The 15518-nt window shown below is 72.9% G+C and carries 12 protein-coding genes; 9 read left to right on the forward strand and 3 right to left on the reverse strand.

What is annotated here, in order from left to right; all coding sequences use genetic code 11:
- On the reverse strand, window positions 1-792 hold the full coding sequence (locus tag OG764_RS25410; protein WP_328970739.1) for a PspA/IM30 family protein: 792 nt from the start codon (window positions 790-792) through the stop codon (window positions 1-3).
- A gap of 254 nt (window positions 793-1046) precedes the next feature.
- Here OG764_RS25410 and OG764_RS25415 point away from each other — a divergent pair, with 254 nt between their 5' ends.
- Both OG764_RS25415 and OG764_RS25420 read left to right on the forward strand, forming a co-directional pair.
- Complete coding sequence (locus tag OG764_RS25415) at window positions 1047-1646, forward strand: DUF3043 domain-containing protein (protein ID WP_328970740.1); 600 nt, start codon at window positions 1047-1049, stop codon at window positions 1644-1646.
- Window positions 1647-1684: 38 nt separating this feature from the next.
- A complete protein-coding gene (locus tag OG764_RS25420; RefSeq protein ID WP_328973161.1) occupies window positions 1685-2437 on the forward strand; it encodes a methyltransferase domain-containing protein in 753 nt (250 codons plus the stop codon).
- A 505-nt stretch (window positions 2438-2942) separates the two neighbouring features.
- On the opposite strand, the gene OG764_RS25425 is transcribed toward OG764_RS25420, so the two are convergent.
- Complete coding sequence (locus OG764_RS25425) at window positions 2943-3155, reverse strand: hypothetical protein (RefSeq protein ID WP_328970741.1); 213 nt, start codon at window positions 3153-3155, stop codon at window positions 2943-2945.
- Window positions 3156-3248: 93 nt separating this feature from the next.
- On the opposite strand from OG764_RS25425, the gene OG764_RS25430 reads away from it, so the two are divergent.
- The 7 genes from OG764_RS25430 (at window position 3249) to OG764_RS25460 (ending at window position 13990) form a co-directional block, all read left to right on the forward strand.
- Window positions 3249-4454, forward strand: a complete 1206-nt coding sequence (locus OG764_RS25430; RefSeq protein ID WP_328970742.1) for a bifunctional adenosylcobinamide kinase/adenosylcobinamide-phosphate guanylyltransferase — start codon at window positions 3249-3251, stop codon at window positions 4452-4454.
- A gap of 395 nt (window positions 4455-4849) precedes the next feature.
- Entirely contained in the window at window positions 4850-5914 is a 1065-nt protein-coding gene (gene cobT / locus OG764_RS25435) for a nicotinate-nucleotide--dimethylbenzimidazole phosphoribosyltransferase (protein ID WP_328973162.1), read from the forward strand.
- Window positions 5915-6209: 295 nt separating this feature from the next.
- Window positions 6210-7898, forward strand: coding sequence for a phosphatidylglycerol lysyltransferase domain-containing protein (locus OG764_RS25440; protein ID WP_328973163.1), 1689 nt, complete (start codon window positions 6210-6212; stop codon window positions 7896-7898).
- Window positions 7898-8620 carry a hypothetical protein gene (locus OG764_RS25445; protein WP_328973164.1) on the forward strand — a complete coding sequence of 241 codons (723 nt, stop codon included), beginning with the start codon at window positions 7898-7900 and terminating at the stop codon, window positions 8618-8620. The genes OG764_RS25440 and OG764_RS25445 overlap by 1 nt, the downstream gene beginning before the upstream one ends.
- A gap of 131 nt (window positions 8621-8751) precedes the next feature.
- On the forward strand, window positions 8752-9987 hold the full coding sequence (locus OG764_RS25450; RefSeq protein ID WP_443056041.1) for a sensor histidine kinase: 1236 nt from the start codon (window positions 8752-8754) through the stop codon (window positions 9985-9987).
- Entirely contained in the window at window positions 9984-10691 is a 708-nt protein-coding gene (locus OG764_RS25455) for a response regulator transcription factor (RefSeq protein WP_328970743.1), read from the forward strand. Before OG764_RS25450 ends, OG764_RS25455 begins: the two co-directional genes overlap by 4 nt.
- A 155-nt stretch (window positions 10692-10846) precedes the next feature.
- Window positions 10847-13990 (forward strand): efflux RND transporter permease subunit, encoded by a 3144-nt coding sequence (locus OG764_RS25460; RefSeq protein ID WP_328970744.1) that lies wholly within the window; start codon window positions 10847-10849, stop codon window positions 13988-13990.
- A 148-nt stretch (window positions 13991-14138) separates the two neighbouring features.
- On the opposite strand, the gene nadA is transcribed toward OG764_RS25460, so the two are convergent.
- A complete protein-coding gene (gene nadA, locus OG764_RS25465; RefSeq protein WP_328970745.1) occupies window positions 14139-15326 on the reverse strand; it encodes a quinolinate synthase NadA in 1188 nt (395 codons plus the stop codon).
- Between the last annotated feature and the right edge of the window lie 192 nt (window positions 15327-15518).

A 15518-nucleotide genomic window follows, 5' to 3' on the forward strand; every position in this document is an offset into this window, starting at 1 on the left:
CTACTGCTTGTCGAAGCGGTGGGGCTGCGCGGGACGGGTGCCGCCGTTCTGCGCGCCGCCCTCGATGGCCGGTGCCTGCGGGGACCCGCCGGCCAGCTCGGCCTTCATGCGCTGGAGCTCCAGCTCCACGTCGGTGCCGCCGGAGAGCCGGTCCAGCTCGGCCTGGATGTCGTCCTTGGAGCCGAGGCCCGACCGGTCGTCGAGGGCGCCGGAGGCCAACAGCTCGTCGATCGCGCCGGCGCGGGCCTGGAGCTGCGCCGTCTTGTCCTCGGCGCGCTGGATCGCCAGACCGACGTCGCTCATCTCCTCCGAGATGCCGGAGAAGGACTCGGCGATCCGGGTCTGCGCCTGGGCCGCCGTGTACGTGGCCTTGATCGTCTCCTTGCGGGTGCGGAAGGCGTCGACCTTGGCCTGCAGGCGCTGGGCGGCGAGGGTGAGCTTCTCCTCCTCGCCCTGGAGCGTCTGGTGCTGCACCTCGAGGTCGCTGACCTGCTGCTGGAGCGATGCGCGGCGGCTGAGGGCCTCACGGGCCAGGTCCTCGCGGCCGAGCGCGAGCGCCTTGCGGCCCTGGTCCTCCAGCTTGGCGGACTGGCCCTGCAGCTGGTTCAGCTGGAGTTCCAGGCGCTTGCGCGAGGTCGCGACGTCGGCGACACCGCGGCGCACCTTCTGCAGCAGTTCCAGCTGCTTCTGGTACGAGTAGTCGAGGGTCTCGCGAGGGTCCTCGGCCCGGTCAAGGGCCTTGTTCGCCTTCGCGCGGAAGATCATCCCCATACGCTTCATGACACCGCTCATGGGCTTCGCGCGCCCCCTTCTCGACGGACTTCGGCTCGGCACTCACACAGCACCCACAGTACGCGGGCCCTGCTTCCATTAGCTCACTGTTCCACTGCTTCTGCGCTCCTCCTGGAGGACGAGCATGGTGCCTCCGTCCTCCGGCTTGAGGATTAGGTGCGACCCGCAGTCACACCCGTGAAGACGCCCGTCGTTGCCGGATCGTTCCCCGCGGGGGTGGGGTCCGTGCTCCGTAGCCCGTACCCTTGGGTTTTGTGTTTGGTAGCCGTTCCTCCAAGGAAGAGAAGGTCCCCACCGACAAGGTGACTGCGGACCTCTCCAAGCAGCCCCGTGACCCGCAGGCCCCCAAGGGCCGCCCCACGCCGAAGCGCGCTGAAGCACAGTCTCAGCGCCGCAGCGTGGCGGCTTCTACCGGAGACCGTAAGGAGGACGCCAAGCGCGCTCGCGAGCGGCGCCGGACGGAGATGGCCCGTCAGCGTGAGGCCTTGGCCAGCGGCGACGAGCGCTATCTGCCGGCCCGCGACAAGGGACCGGTCCGCAAGTACGTCCGCGACTACGTGGACTCGCGCTTCTCGGTCGCCGAGATGTTCCTGCCGCTCGCGGTGATCATCCTCGTGATGAGCATGATCAACGTGCCCGTCCTGAAGAGCGTCTCCCTGCTCCTGTGGCTCGTGGTCATCGCCCTGATCCTCCTGGACTCGGTCGGCCTCGTGTTCCGCCTGCGCAAGGCGCTCAACCAGCGCTTCCCGGACCAGCCGAAGCGCGGCGCCGTCGCGTACGGCCTGATGCGCACCCTCCAGATGCGCCGACTGCGGCTTCCGAAGCCGCAGGTCAAGCGCGGAGAGCGGCCCTGACCGGAGCGGACGGCTTCGCGGGGGGCGCAGGCCCCTGGCTGTCGGGTCTCGGCGGCCTCCGCAACGCCGTCCGCCAGGAGCTCGTCGCCCGTCAGGTCGACGAGCAGGTGGGACAGCGCTTCCCGGTCGGGCAGCGGCTGCGGATACTCGACGTCGGCATGGGCCAGGGCACCCAGGCGCTCCGCCTGGCCCGGGCCGGTCACCGCGTGACCGGGCTGGAGTCCGACCCCGACATGCTCGCGGCCGCCCGCGAGGCGCTGGCCGGCGAGCCGGCCGGGATCCGCGAACGGGTCCGCCTGATGGAGGGCGACGGCCGGGAGACCGGCGCGCACTTCCTGCCGGGCAGCTTCGACGTGGTGCTCTGCCACGGCGTCCTCATGTACGTGCCCGAGCCGGACGCGATGCTGGCCGGACTGGCGCGGATGCTGGCGCCCGGCGGGCTGCTGTCCCTGCTCGTACGGAACGCGGACGCGCTGGCGATGCGGCCGGGGCTCGGCGGCGACTGGGCGGCGGCGACCGCCGCCTTCGACTCGGCCGAGTACACGAACCGGCTGGGGCTGCCGGTGCGGGCCGACCGGCTCGCGCACCTCACGAACACGCTTTCGGGGATCGGTGCGCCGCTGCAGGCGTGGTACGGGGTGCGGGTCTTCACCGACACCGTCGGGGACGGTGCGGGGCTGCCGGAGGAGCCTGAGCGGAGTCGGCTGCTGGCCGCGGAAGACCGAGCCGGCCGGACCGACCCCTACCGCGCGGTAGCCGCCCTCCTCCACCTCTGCGGCGTCCGCGGCTGACCCCCCTCCGCCCACCCCGGAACCCGCCCACCCGCGACGCGCGTACGTCAACCCCTCCGGCGCGTGAGGAGCGGGCCCGGGCAGGGCCCGGCACCCCCTTCAGCGCCTCCGGCGCTTGCGGGCGGGTCCGGGCGGGGCCAGGCACCCCCGCGCATCCTTGGCCCCTCCGGCGTTTGAGGAGCGGGTCAGGGCAGAGCCCGGCAACCCCCTCGCCCTCTCCAGCCCCTCCGGCGTTTGAGGAGCGGGTCCGGGCAGGGCCCGGTGCCCGGCGTCAGCCGGGTTGCTTGGGGCTCCACCCCAAACCCCGCGCCTCAAACGCCGGCGAGGCTGGAAGTTGCCGGCCAGGCGGGGTGCGCCGCCCGGGCGCAGCAAGGCTGGGGGTTGCGCCCCAGGGCACCGGCGAGGCCGGAGCGGGCTGCGGCTCGGGGTGCCGCCACGGCGGGGGTTGGGGTACCGGCCCCCAGGGGATGGGGCTGGGGGCCGGTTTTGGGCGCGCGGGTGCGCGTCAGGCGTTGAGGGCCTCGCGCAAGCTCATCGTGTAGATCGCCGCCCCCTCGTCATCGGACAGTTTCACCCGCTCGACGCCGCCGTCGAGGAGCTCCTTCCACACCTCGCCGATCCAGGACTCCGCGTCGCCCTGGGTCGTGAACTCCTCCGGCTCCACCGCCGGTGAGGTCTCCGATCCGTCGGCCGTCTCGAACCGCCACGTCCACGCCATGTCCGCCTCCACAGGTCAGATGGGTCCGCCGTAAGCTTGCCCGCAGCGTAGCCGGGCGCGCACCACTCGCGCCGACGCGGGAGGATCTTCCTCGTGGAACTGACTCTCCTCGGCACCGGCGCCCCCGAAGGCCTCCCCCGTCCCGGCTGTCCCTGCGCCGCCTGTGCGGTATCCGTCGGCGGCCGCAGCCGCGCGGCCACCGCCGTGCTCGTCGACGGCTCCGTCCTGCTGGACCTCACCCCGGGGGCGGTGCTGGCCGCGGCCCGTGCCGGACACTCGCTGGCCGGGGTGCGGCAGGTGCTGTTGACCCATCCGCACGGCGGGCCCGCCGTGGAACTGCCGCCGGGGCTGCCGGCCGCGGGACGCGTCCCGGACGGACGGGAGCTGGCGGTGATCAGCGGGCACCGGGTGCGGGCCGTGCCGATGGACGCGCCCGGCACCGGGTACGAGGTGACCGGACCGGACGGCGACCGGCTGCTGTACCTGCCGCCCGGCGGTTCCCCGGCAGGCGCCCGCGGCAACCACACGGCCCCGTACGACATGGTCCTCGCGGACGTCACCGGCCGCCCGGACGGGCTGGCCCTGTTGCGGGAGACCGGCGCGGTCGGCCCGACCACCGACGTCGTCGCCGTCCACCTCGGCCACGACGCCCCGACCGGCCAGGAGCTGCACCGGCGGCTCGCGGCGGCCGGCGCCCGCGCGGTGCCCGACGGCACCACCCTGGTGGTGGGGGAGTACCACGCGGTGCCGGACCTGCCGCGCCGCACCCTGGTGCTCGGCGGCGCCCGCTCCGGCAAGTCCGTGGAGGCCGAGCGGCGGCTGGAGGCCTTCCCGACGGTCGAGTACGTGGCCACCGGCGGCACCCGCGAGGGCGACCGGGAGTGGGCCCAGCGGGTCTCGCTGCACCGCGAGCGCCGCCCCGGCAGCTGGCGGACCACGGAGACCTGCGAGCTGGTGCCGCTGCTGGCGGCGGACGGCCCGCCGCTGCTGATCGACTGCCTGGCGCTGTGGCTCACCGACGCCATGGACCGGGCCGGCGCCTGGTCGGACGAGACCTGGACGGGCGGCGGCCGCGAGCAACTCGCCGAGCGCGTCGCGGAGCTGGTGGCGGCCCTGCGCGCCACCTCCCGGCAGGTCGTCGCGGTCAGCAACGAGGTCGGCTCCGGAGTCGTCCCCGCGACCGCGTCGGGGCGCCGGTTCCGCGACGAGCTGGGTCGGCTCAACGTGGCTGTGGCGGGCGAGTGCGAGCACGTCCTCCTGGTCGTGGCCGGCCAAGCGCTCGTCCTGAAGGACGGCTGAAGGGTCACCCGCCCCAGCCCCTCTGACCCCCGTAGTACCACCAGCCTCGCCTGGGGGCCCCCGGAACCCCGCGCACCCGTCAGCCCCTCCGGCATTTGAGGAGCGGGTCCGGCCGGAACCCGGCAACCCCGCGTGCATTCCAGCCTCGCCGGCGTTTGAGGCGCGGGTCCGGGCGGAGCCCGGTGCCCGGCGGAGCCGGGTTGCCTTGGGGCTCCGCCCCAAACCCCGCGCCTCAAACGCCGGCGAGGCTGAAAGTTGCCCCCAAGGCGCCGGCGAGGCTGGAATTCGCGCCCGCGGGGGCGGCGACGCCGGGGCTCGGGCCCCGCCCGGCCGGGACCCCCGCCGGGACCCCCGGGCACCGCCTGACCGCCTGTACTGTTCGGCAGATGGACAGGCTGAACCTCGACGACTTCTCCGATCTGATCGAACGCCCCGACGCGGGCGTACGGCGTGACGCCGAAGAACGCCGCGACCGGCTGACCGTGCCCCCGGGCGCCCTCGGCCGGCTCGACGAGCTGGCCGACTGGCTGTCCGCCGCACAGGGCTCGGTGCCGGTGCGCCCGGTCGAGCGGCCGCGGGTGCTGCTGTTCGCCGCCGACCACGGCGTCTCCTCCCTCGGCGTCTCGGCCCGCCCGGCCGCCGGCGCCCACCTGCTGGTGCGCGCCGTCCTCGACGGCGAGAGCCCGGTCGCGGTGCTGGCCCGCCGCTTCGGCGCGGGCGTCCGCGTGGTCGACGTGGGCGTGGACTGCGACCCCGAGCTGCTGCCCGCCGACGTCGTACGCCACCGGGTGCGCCGCGGCAGCGGCCGTATCGACATCGAGGACGCGCTGACCGCCGAGGAGGCCGAGGCCGCAGTGCGCCTCGGCATGGCGATCGCCGACGAGGAAGCCGACTCCGGCACCGACCTGATCGTGCTCGGCGACCTCAGCGTCGGCGGCACCACGGTCGCCGCCACCCTGATCGCCGCCCTGTGCGGCACGGACGCGTCCGTGGTGACCGGCCGCGGCGGCGCCCCCATCGACGACCTGGCCTGGATGCGCAAGTGCGCGGCGATCCGCGACGCGCTGCGCCGCGCCCGGCCGGTGCTGGGCGACCAGCTGGAGCTGCTGGCCGCGGTCGGCGGCGCCGACGTGGCCGCCATGACGGGTTTCCTGCTCCAGTGTGCGGTGCGCCGGATGCCGGTGATCCTCGACGGCGTGGTCGCCGCGGCCTGCGGACTGGTGGCCCAGCGGGCCGCGTTCCGGGCCCCGGACTGGTGGCTGGCGGGGCAGGCGAGCGGTGAGCCGGGCCAGGCCAAGGCGCTGGACCGGATGGCACTCAACCCTCTGCTCGACCACGGCGTCACTGTGGGAGAAGGAACCGGGGCGTTGCTGGCGCTCCCGCTCGTCCAGGCGGCTGCCGCACTCGCGGCCGAGCTGCCGGTCCGCGAGGACGACGAGACGGCTGAGCCGGTGGTCTGAGCTTCGGGGACGGCCCTGACCCCGCCGTGCCCTGCTCCTCTACGGACTGAGATGCCCCATATCATCGCTTTTTATGGGAGAAGTCCGTTTGGCTACCGTCGAGTCCAGTCGAGAAGCAGGCCGCGAACCCGGCCGTGACAGTGGCCGGGAACCGGGACGGGGCGGCGGCCGGGAGACCCCCGGCCGCAGTACCGACCACGGCCCCGGCCGCAGCACCGACCCGAGCACCGACCGCGGCGCCGGCCCGAGCGCCCGCCGCAGCACCGCCCGGTCGCGCCGCAGCGCCGGCTTCGCCGTGTGGTACCTCCGAGCGGTCACCTTCGTCAACTTCCTGAGCGCCGTGTGGGTGTCGCTGGGCCAGGACCTGCGCCAGCACAACATCGACGACTTCTACACCCCGTACATGCTCACTGCGGGCTTCGCCTCCGGGATGTTCACGCTTCTGCTCGCCGTGACCATGGGCCGCCGCAAGCGGGCCTCCTGGATCCTCAACCTGGTCCTCAGCGGCCTCCTGCTGCTCGGACTCGGCTACGGATTCAGCGACGAGGACATCAGCCGGCACCCGCAGAACTGGGTGTCGCTCGTCCTGACCGGCGCCTTCTTCCTCGCCCTGCTGCTGGGCCGCCGCGAGTTCTACGCCAAGGGCGACCGCTCCAACCCCAAGCTCGCCGCCGCAGTCGGCGTGTTCGGCCTGCTCTTCACCTCGCTGGCCGCCGCCGTCCTGGTCGGCCTCACCAACCAGGCACACGGCGCCGGATCCTCCTTCATGGACCGCTGGCGGTACGGCGTCATGCGGCTGGTCACCCTGGCCGCCGACGACTCCGCCTACCGCGGCATCAGCACCCCCGCCTGGGTGGACGTCACCATCAACGTCCTGTCCATGCTGCTCCTCGTCGCCGTGCTGTTCGCCGCCTTCCGCTCCCGCCGGGCCGTCGACCCGCTCACCGAGGAGGACGAGGAACGGCTGCGCGCCCTGCTCGCCCGGCAGGGCGACCGCGACTCCCTCGGCTACTTCGCGCTGCGCCGCGAGAAGAGCGTCATCTGGTCGCCCACCGGCAAGGCCGCCGTCACCTACCGCGTGGTCGGCGGCGTCTCGCTCGCCTCCGGCGACCCCATCGGCGACCCCGAGGCCTGGCCCGGCGCCATCGAGCCCTGGCTGGCCGAGGCCCGCGTGCACGGCTGGGTCCCCGCCGTCATGGGCGCGAGCGAGGAAGCCGGCACCGTCTACGCCCGGCACGGCCTGGACGCGCTCGAACTCGGCGACGAGGCCATCGTCGAGACCGCCGAATTCACCCTCGAAGGCCGCGCCATGCGCACGGTCCGGCAGGCCTACAACCGGGTCAAGCGGGCCGGATACGACGTCCGCATCCGCCGCCACGCCGACATCCCGGCCGCCGAGATGGACGAACTGCTGCGCCGCGCCGACGACTGGCGCGACGGCGCCACCGAACGCGGCTTCTCGATGGCGCTGGGCCGGCTGGGCGACCCCGCCGACGGCCAGTGCGTGATGCTGGAGTGCACCGACGGCAACGGCGACCTGCGCGCCGTGCTCTCCTTCGTCCCCTGGGGACCCAAGGGCCTCTCCCTGGACCTGATGCGCCGTGACCGCGACTCCGAGAACGGCCTCATGGAGTTCATGGTCATCGAACTCCTCGAACGCTCCCGGGAGATCGGCGTCACCCAGGTCTCGCTGAACTTCGCGATGTTCCGCTCCGTCTTCGAGCGCGGCTCCCGGCTCGGCGCCGGCCCCGTCCTGCGGATGTGGCGCTCCCTGCTCAGCTTCTTCTCGCGCTGGTGGCAGATCGAATCCCTCTACCGGGCCAACGCCAAATACCGGCCGATCTGGGAACCGCGGTTCATGCTCTTCGAGAAGAGCTCGGACCTGCTGCGCATCGGCATCGCGGCGGGCCGCGCCGAAGGCTTCCTGGAGGCTCCAGGACTCCCGAAGTGGCTGCACCGCAAGCACCTGGAGACCAAGCGTTGATCAGTGGCACGGCCGCAGGTTTCGCCCGCCGCGAGTGGGGGCCGCTGTACGGGACGGTCCGGGACGCGCTCGTGCGCCGCAGGTGGCGGGCCGCCCCCATGACCCTCGGCGCGGTGGCCCTCACCTCGGTCTTCCAGGTCGTGCAGAACCAGCCCTGGGGCTTCCAGTTCGTCCAGAACCTGGGCTCCGTCCGGGCCACCGACCCGCTGTGGCTGGCCCTCCTGCGCACTCCGCTGTCGCTGTTCGTGCCCGCCCTGGACCTGCCGGTCTGGGGCGCCCTCGCCCAGATCCTGCTGGTCTTCGGCATCGCGGAGATCTGCATCGGCTGGTGGCGGACCCTGCTGATCGGCTACGTCGCCACCCTCGCGGGCACCACGTACGCGCGCGTCGGCCTGGGCATGGGCGCCGTCCATCCGCTGGGCCTGCCCGACTCGGACCGCCTCGTCAACGACACCGGCCCCTCCGCCGCGGTCGTCGGCCTCGCGGTGTACGTCTGCTGGCGCTACCGGGCGTACTGGACCGGCGGCCTGGTCGTCCTGGTGATGGTCATCGAAGTGCTGGTCAAGAACAACCTCGCGGGCAAGGAGCACCTGGCGGCCATCGCCGCGGTCCTCGCCCTGTGCGGGGTCCTGGCGCTCCGCGGGCGTCCCCGCCAGGCCTCCGGGGCTCTGCCCCCGGCCCCGCGCCTCAAACGCCGGCGGGGCTGGGAGTTGCCCCCGTAGCCGGTCGGCGGACAGCAGCCACATCGAGCCGGCGCGGCGGGGTCCGGGGCGGAGCCCCGGTTCCGGGTGGGGGAGCGGCCCCGCGCAGCGGCCCGCCACCGCCCGACCGCCACCGCGTACCGTGGTGCCCCGTGACGGCGACACCCCCAGGCACCCGAACGGCCCGCATCCGCGACTGGCTCTGCGCGCACCCCCTCGCGACCGACGCCATGCTCGCCGTCGCGGTCCTCGCCGCGATGGTGATGGGCTCCTTCGCCGACCCGCACGGCGCCAACGGGCCCGTCTTCGGCACCCGCACCCCCGACCTGCCCAGCCTCGGGCTGATGCTGCTCGGCGCGGCCGTGCTCGTGTTCCGGCGCTGCCGCCCCCGCACGGTCCTCGCCGCGAGCTGCGCCGTCTCCCTGGTCGAACTCCTCGCCGGCCCGCCCCGGGCGCCCGTCGCCATGTGCGCCGTGGTCGCCCTGTTCACCGTGGCCGCCCGCACCGACCGCCCCACCACCTGGCGGGTCGGCCTGCTCACCATGACCGGCCTGACCGGCGCCGCCATGCTCGCCGGCCCCATGCCCTGGTACGCGCAGGAGAACCTCGGCCTCTTCGCCTGGACCGGCATGGCCGCGGCCGCCGGAGACGCCGTCCGCAGCCGCCGCGCCTTCATCGACGCCATCCGCGAACGCGCCGAACGCGCCGAACGCACCCGCGACGAAGAAGCCCGCCGGCGCGTCGCCGAGGAGCGCCTGCGCATCGCCCGCGACCTCCACGACGTGGTCGCCCACCACATCGCCCTGGTCAACGTCCAGGCCGGCGTCGCCGCCCACGTCATGGACAAGCGGCCCGACCAGGCCAAGGAAGCCCTCGCCCACGTCCGTGAGGCCAGCCGCTCCGCACTGGGCGAACTCCGCGCCACCGTCGGCCTGCTCCGCCAGTCCGGCGACCCCGAGGCCCCCACCGAACCCGCCCCGGGACTGGCCGTACTCGACGAACTCGTCGACACCTTCCGGCACGCCGGCCTCCCCGTGGACGTCGCCCGCGACCCCGGCCAGCCCCCGCTGCCCGCCGCCGCCGACCTCGCCGTCTACCGGGTGATCCAGGAAGCCCTCACCAACGTCCGCAAGCACGCCGGCGCCGGCGCCCGCGCCGAGGTCAGCGTCGTACGGGTGGGCCGCGCCCTGGAGGTCACCGTCATCGACGACGGCGGCACCGCACTCGCCGTCCCCGCCCCCGCCGACCCCGGCGGCGGCCACGGCCTCCTCGGCATGCGCGAACGGGCCGGGGCGCTCGGCGGCAGCTGCGCGGCCGGACCCCGTTACGGAGGCGGCTGGCGGGTCCATGCGATCCTGCCCCTCGACAACGTCAGGGAGGACGCATGAGCACCGAACGCCCCATCAGGGTGCTGCTCGCCGACGACCAGGCCCTGCTGCGCAGCGCCTTCAAGGTCCTCGTGAACTCCGAGCCGGACATGGAGGTCGTCGGCGAGGCCTCCGACGGCGCCCAGGCCGTCGAACTCGCCCGCGAACACCGCGCGGACATCGTCCTCATGGACATCCGGATGCCCGGCACCGACGGCCTCGCCGCCACCCGCATGATCAGCGCCGACCCCGACCTCGCCCACGTCCGCGTCGTGATGCTCACGACCTTCGAAGTCGACGAGTACGTGGTCCAGGCGCTGCGCGCGGGCGCCTCCGGCTTCCTCGGCAAGGGCGCCGAACCCGAGGACCTGCTCGGCGCCATCCGCATCGCCGCAGCCGGCGACGCCCTGCTCTCCCCGGCCGCCACCAAAGGGCTGATCGCCTCGTTCCTCGCCCAGAGCGGCGGCCCCGGACCCGCCCCGGCCGCCGCCGGCCACGCCGAACGCCTCGCCGCGCTCACCGTCCGCGAACGCGAGGTCCTCGTCCACGTGGCCGCGGGCCTGTCCAACGACGAGATCGCCGAGCGGCTGGAGGTCAGCCCGCTCACCGTCAAGACCCACGTGAACCGGGCCATGGCCAAGCTCTCGGCCCGCGACCGCGCCCAACTGGTGGTCATCGCCTACGAATCGGGCCTGGTGCGCCCGCGCGGCGAGCGGGCGCAGTAGTCCGCGGCCCCCCGCGTACTCCGATCGCTGTATGCGGGCGGTAAAGGAAGGGACCTGCGGGCGAGGCGGCGGACACCGGGGTCCGACAGGGTGGGGTTACCCCCGGTCTCACCACCGGGGCGGCCCCCAGTCTCACAGCAGAGAGATCACCGCCCATGTCCTGGCTGTCCCGCTTCAGCCTCGCACAACGTGCCTTGATCGGACTCGTCTCGATCGTCGCGCTCGTGTTCGGCGCCATCGCGATACCGCAGCTCAAGCAGCAGTTGCTGCCGTCCATCGAGCTGCCCGTCGTCTCCGTCATCGCGCCCTACCAGGGCGCCTCGCCCGACGTGGTCGAAAAGCAGGTCGTCGAACCGCTCGAAGCCACCATCAAGGCCGTCGACGGCATCACGGGGGTCACCTCCACCGCCAGCGAGGGCAACGCCCTGATCATGGCGACCTTCGACTACGGCGACTCCGGCACCAAGCAGCTCGTCGCCGACGTCCAGCAGGCCGTCAACCGGGCCCGCGTCCAACTCCCCGCCGACGTCGACCCGCAGGTCGTGGCCGGCTCCACCGACGACATCCCGACGGTGATCCTCGCCGCCAGCTCCGGCAAGGACCAGCAGGCACTCGCCGACCAGCTGGAACGCACCGTCGTCCCGGTCCTGGAGGACATCGACGGCGTCGGCCTGGTCAGCATCGACGGCGTCCGCGACCTGCTCGTCACCGTCACCCCCGACGACGCCAGGCTCGCCCGGGCCGGACTCGACACCGAGGCCCTCGGCCAGGCCCTCCAGGCCGGTGGCGCCACCGTCCCGGCCGGCGCCTTCGACGAGGAGGGCAAGAACCGCACCGTCCGCGTCGGCACCGGCTTCACCTCGCTCGCCCAGCTCGAAGACCTGCGGGTGCCCGTCGGCCGCGGCAAGCCCGCCGTCCGCCTCGGCGACGTCGCCGAGGTCGCCCAGCGGCCCGCCCCCGCCGACGCCATCACCCGTACCGACGGCAAGCCCAGCCTCGCCCTCGTCATCACGATGGACAAGGACGGCAGCGCCGTCGCCATCTCCGACGCCGTCAAGGACAAGCTCCCCGAGCTGCGCGCCGACCTCGGCGCCGGCGCCGCCCTGACCGTCGTCAGCGACCAGGGCCCGGCCGTCGCCAAATCGATCTCCAGCCTCACCACCGAAGGCATGCTCGGCCTGGCCTTCGCCGTGATCGTGATCCTGGTCTTCCTCGCCTCGCTGCGCTCGACCCTGGTCACCGCGGTCTCCATCCCGCTCTCGGTCGTGCTCGCGCTGATCGTGCTGTGGACCCGCGACCTGTCGCTCAACATGCTCACGCTGGGCGCCCTGACCATCGCCATCGGCCGGGTCGTCGACGACTCGATCGTGGTCCTGGAGAACATCAAGCGCCACCTCGGCTACGGCGAGGAGCGCGAGTCCGCGATCATCACCGCGGTCAAGGAGGTCGCCGGCGCGGTCACCTCCTCCACCCTCACCACCGTCGCCGTCTTCCTGCCGATCGGCCTGGTCGGCGGCATGATCGGCGAGCTCTTCGGCTCGTTCTCGCTGACCGTCACCGCGGCCCTGCTCGCCTCGCTGCTGGTCTCGCTGACCGTCGTCCCGGTCCTGTCGTTCTGGTTCCTGCGGGCCCCGAAGGGCATCGACCCGGCCGACGCCGAGAGCGCGGCCGAGGCCCGCCGGGCCGCCGAGGAGAAGGAGGCCCGCAGCCGCCTCCAGCGCGGCTACGTGCCGGTGCTGCGCTTCGCCACCCGGCGCCGGCTGACCAGCGTCGCCATCGCCCTCGTGGTGCTCGTCGCCACCTTCGCCATGGCCCCGCTGCTCAAGACCAACTTCTTCGACCAGGGCGAGCAGGACATCCTGACGGTCAAGCAGGAACTCCCGGCAGGCACCAGCCTGTCCGCGTCCGACGCGGCGGCCCGCAAGGTCGAGCAGGTCCTCGCCGAGACCGACGGCGTCAAGACGTACCAGGTACGGGTCGGCTCCGCCGGCTTCCTCGCGGCCTTCGGCGGCGGCACGGACTCCAACCAGGCCCAGTACAACGTGACGCTGGAGGACTCCTCCTCGTACGAGCGGACCCGGGACAGCATCGCGAAGTCCCTGGCCGGCCTCGACGGCATCGGCGAGACGACCATCGCCGCCGGCGACGGCTTCGCCAACCAGGACCTGAAGGTCGTGGTCAAGGCCGGCGACGCGGCCGTGCTCAAGCAGGCGGCCCAGCAGGTACGGGACATGGTGGCCGGTCTCGACGACGTCAGCGACGTCCAGAGCGACCTTTCCCAGTCGGTGCCCCGGATCTCCGTGAGCGCCGGCCCCAAGGCGGCGGACGCGGGCCTGAACCAGGCCGCGCTGGGCCGGATCGTCGCCCAGGCGGTGCGCGGCACGACCGTCGGCAAGGCGGTCCTCGACGACACCGAGCGGGACATCGTCATCACCTCCACGCACCCGGCGCGGACCCTCGCCGAGCTGCGGGCGCTGCCGGTCGGCCCCGCGAAGCTCGGCGACCTCGCCCGGGTCGAACTCGTCCCCGGCCCGGTCGCGATGACCCGGATCGACGGCAACCGCGCCGCCACCATCTCGGCGAAGCCCGACGGCGAGAACACCGGCGCCGTCAGCTCGGCGCTGCAGACGAAGCTGAAGGCCCTGGACCTGCCCGAGGGCGCCACGGCCTCCCTCGGCGGCGTCTCGGAGGACCAGGACGAGGCCTTCGCCTCGCTGTTCCTGGCCATGTTCGCGGCCATCGCGATCGTCTTCATGCTGCTGGTCGCGACCTTCCGCAGCCTGGTCCAGCCGCTGATCCTGCTGGTGTCGATCCCGTTCGCGGCCACCGGCGCCATCGGCCTGCTGCTCGTCACCGGCACCCCGATGGGCGTCCCGGCGATGATCGGCATGCTGATGCTCATCGGCATCGTGGTCACCAACGCCATCGTGCTGATCGACCTGATCAACCAGTACCGGGCCCAGGGCCTGGGCGTGGTGGAAGCGGTCGTCGAGGGCGGCCGGCACCGGCTGCGCCCGATCCTGATGACGGCACTGGCGACGATCTTCGCGCTGCTGCCGATGGCGCTCGGCGTCACCGGCGAGGGCGGCTTCATCTCCAAGCCGCTCGCGATCGTGGTGATCGGCGGCCTGGTCACCTCGACCCTGCTGACGCTGCTGCTGGTGCCGACGCTCTACGCGATGGTCGAGCTCCGCAAGGAGCGCCGGGCGGCCAGGCGCGCCGCGAAGCGGGCCACCCGCCTCGCGGTGGTCCCGGCGCAGGCGGCGCCGGACGACGACGAGGCTTCGGCCAAGGTCTGACGGGTCCGGGTCCGGGTCCGGCGGCAGCGGGCCCGGACACGCCGAAGGGGCGCCCCTCACCGGAGGGGCGCCCCTTCGGGCGTTGCGTGTGCGCGGTGCCGCCCGCGTACGCGGACGGGGCCCGTACGGGGACGGGGCCGTGCGCGGGTTACGGGAGGGCGAGCATCCGCTCCAGCGCGAGCTTCGCGAAGCTCTCCGTCTCCTTGTCGACCTGGATCTGGTTGACGAGGTTGCCCTCGGCCAGCGACTCCAGCGTCCACACCAGGTGCGGGAGGTCGATGCGGTTCATCGTGGAGCAGAAGCAGACCGTCTTGTCGAGGAAGACGACTTCCTTGTCCTCGGCGGCGAAACGGTTCGCCAGACGCTGGACCAGGTTCAGCTCCGTGCCGATGGCCCACTTGGAGCCGGCCGGGGCCGCCTCCAGCATCTTGATGATGTACTCCGTCGAGCCGACGTAGTCCGCGGCCGCGACGACCTCGTGCTTGCACTCCGGGTGCACGAGGACGTTCACCCCGGGGATGCGGGCCCGCACGTCGTTGACCGAGTCGACCGAGAACCGGCCGTGCACCGAGCAGTGGCCGCGCCACAGGATCATCTTCGCCGCGCGCAGCTCCTCGGCGGTCAGACCGCCGTTGGGCTTGTGCGGGTTGTAGAGCACGCAGTCGTCCAGGGACATGCCCATGTCGCGGACGGCGGTGTTGCGGCCCAGGTGCTGGTCCGGCAGGAAGAGGATCTTCTCGCCCTGCTCGAAGGCCCAGTCCAGGGCCTTCTTCGCGTTGGACGACGTGCAGATCGTGCCGCCGTGCTTGCCGGTGAAGGCCTTGATGTCGGCGGAGGAGTTCATGTACGAGACGGGGACGGTGACACCCGCCACACCCGCCTCGGTGAGCACGTCCCAGCACTCGGCGACCTGCTCGGCGGTGGCCATGTCGGCCATCGAGCAGCCCGCGGCCAGGTCCGGCAGGACCACCTTCTGGTCGTCGGTGGTGAGGATGTCCGCCGACTCGGCCATGAAGTGCACGCCGCAGAAGACGATGTACTCGGCCTCCGGCTTGGCGGCCGCGTCCTTGGCCAGCTTGAAGGAGTCGCCGGTCACGTCCGCGAACTCGATGACCTCGTCACGCTGGTAGTGGTGGCCGAGGATGAAGACCTTGTCCCCGAGCTTCTCCTTGGCGGCGCGGGCGCGCGCCACGAGGTCCGGGTCGGACGGCGAGGGCAGGTCGCCCGGGCACTCGACGCCGCGCTCGCTCTTGGGGTCGGCCTCGCGGCCGAGCAGCAGCAGGGCAAGGGGCGTCGGCTGGACGTCCAAAGGCTGGGCGGTGGTCACGACACGCACCCTTTCTGTTTCTGCGACTGGCAAGTCTGCAATCAGCGACTACACGACTTCTCGTCTAGTTGACGTTATCTATCATAACTGCTTCACGTCACTTTGACGATGCCGATAGTGTCGATGTGACGAATTCGGGTCCGGCCCGCGAGGGGGTCCACCCCTGTGCCCCGGTGTGCGAGCATGAATGTCTGAGACATG

This window comes from Streptomyces sp. NBC_00239 (genome assembly GCF_036194065.1).
In the GTDB taxonomy this organism is placed as follows: domain Bacteria; phylum Actinomycetota; class Actinomycetes; order Streptomycetales; family Streptomycetaceae; genus Streptomyces.

What these genes read in the sequence shown, in the direction of transcription:
- OG764_RS25460 (WP_328970744.1), top strand. Translation starts at nt 10,847, where the DNA reads ATGTCCTGGCTGTCCCGCTTCAGCCTCGCACAACGTGCCTTGATCGGA.
- OG764_RS25425 (WP_328970741.1), bottom strand. Translation starts at nt 3,155, where the DNA reads ATGGCGTGGACGTGGCGGTTCGAGACGGCCGACGGATCGGAGACCTCA.
- OG764_RS25455 (WP_328970743.1), top strand. Translation starts at nt 9,984, where the DNA reads ATGAGCACCGAACGCCCCATCAGGGTGCTGCTCGCCGACGACCAGGCC.
- OG764_RS25410 (WP_328970739.1), bottom strand. Translation starts at nt 792, where the DNA reads ATGAGCGGTGTCATGAAGCGTATGGGGATGATCTTCCGCGCGAAGGCG.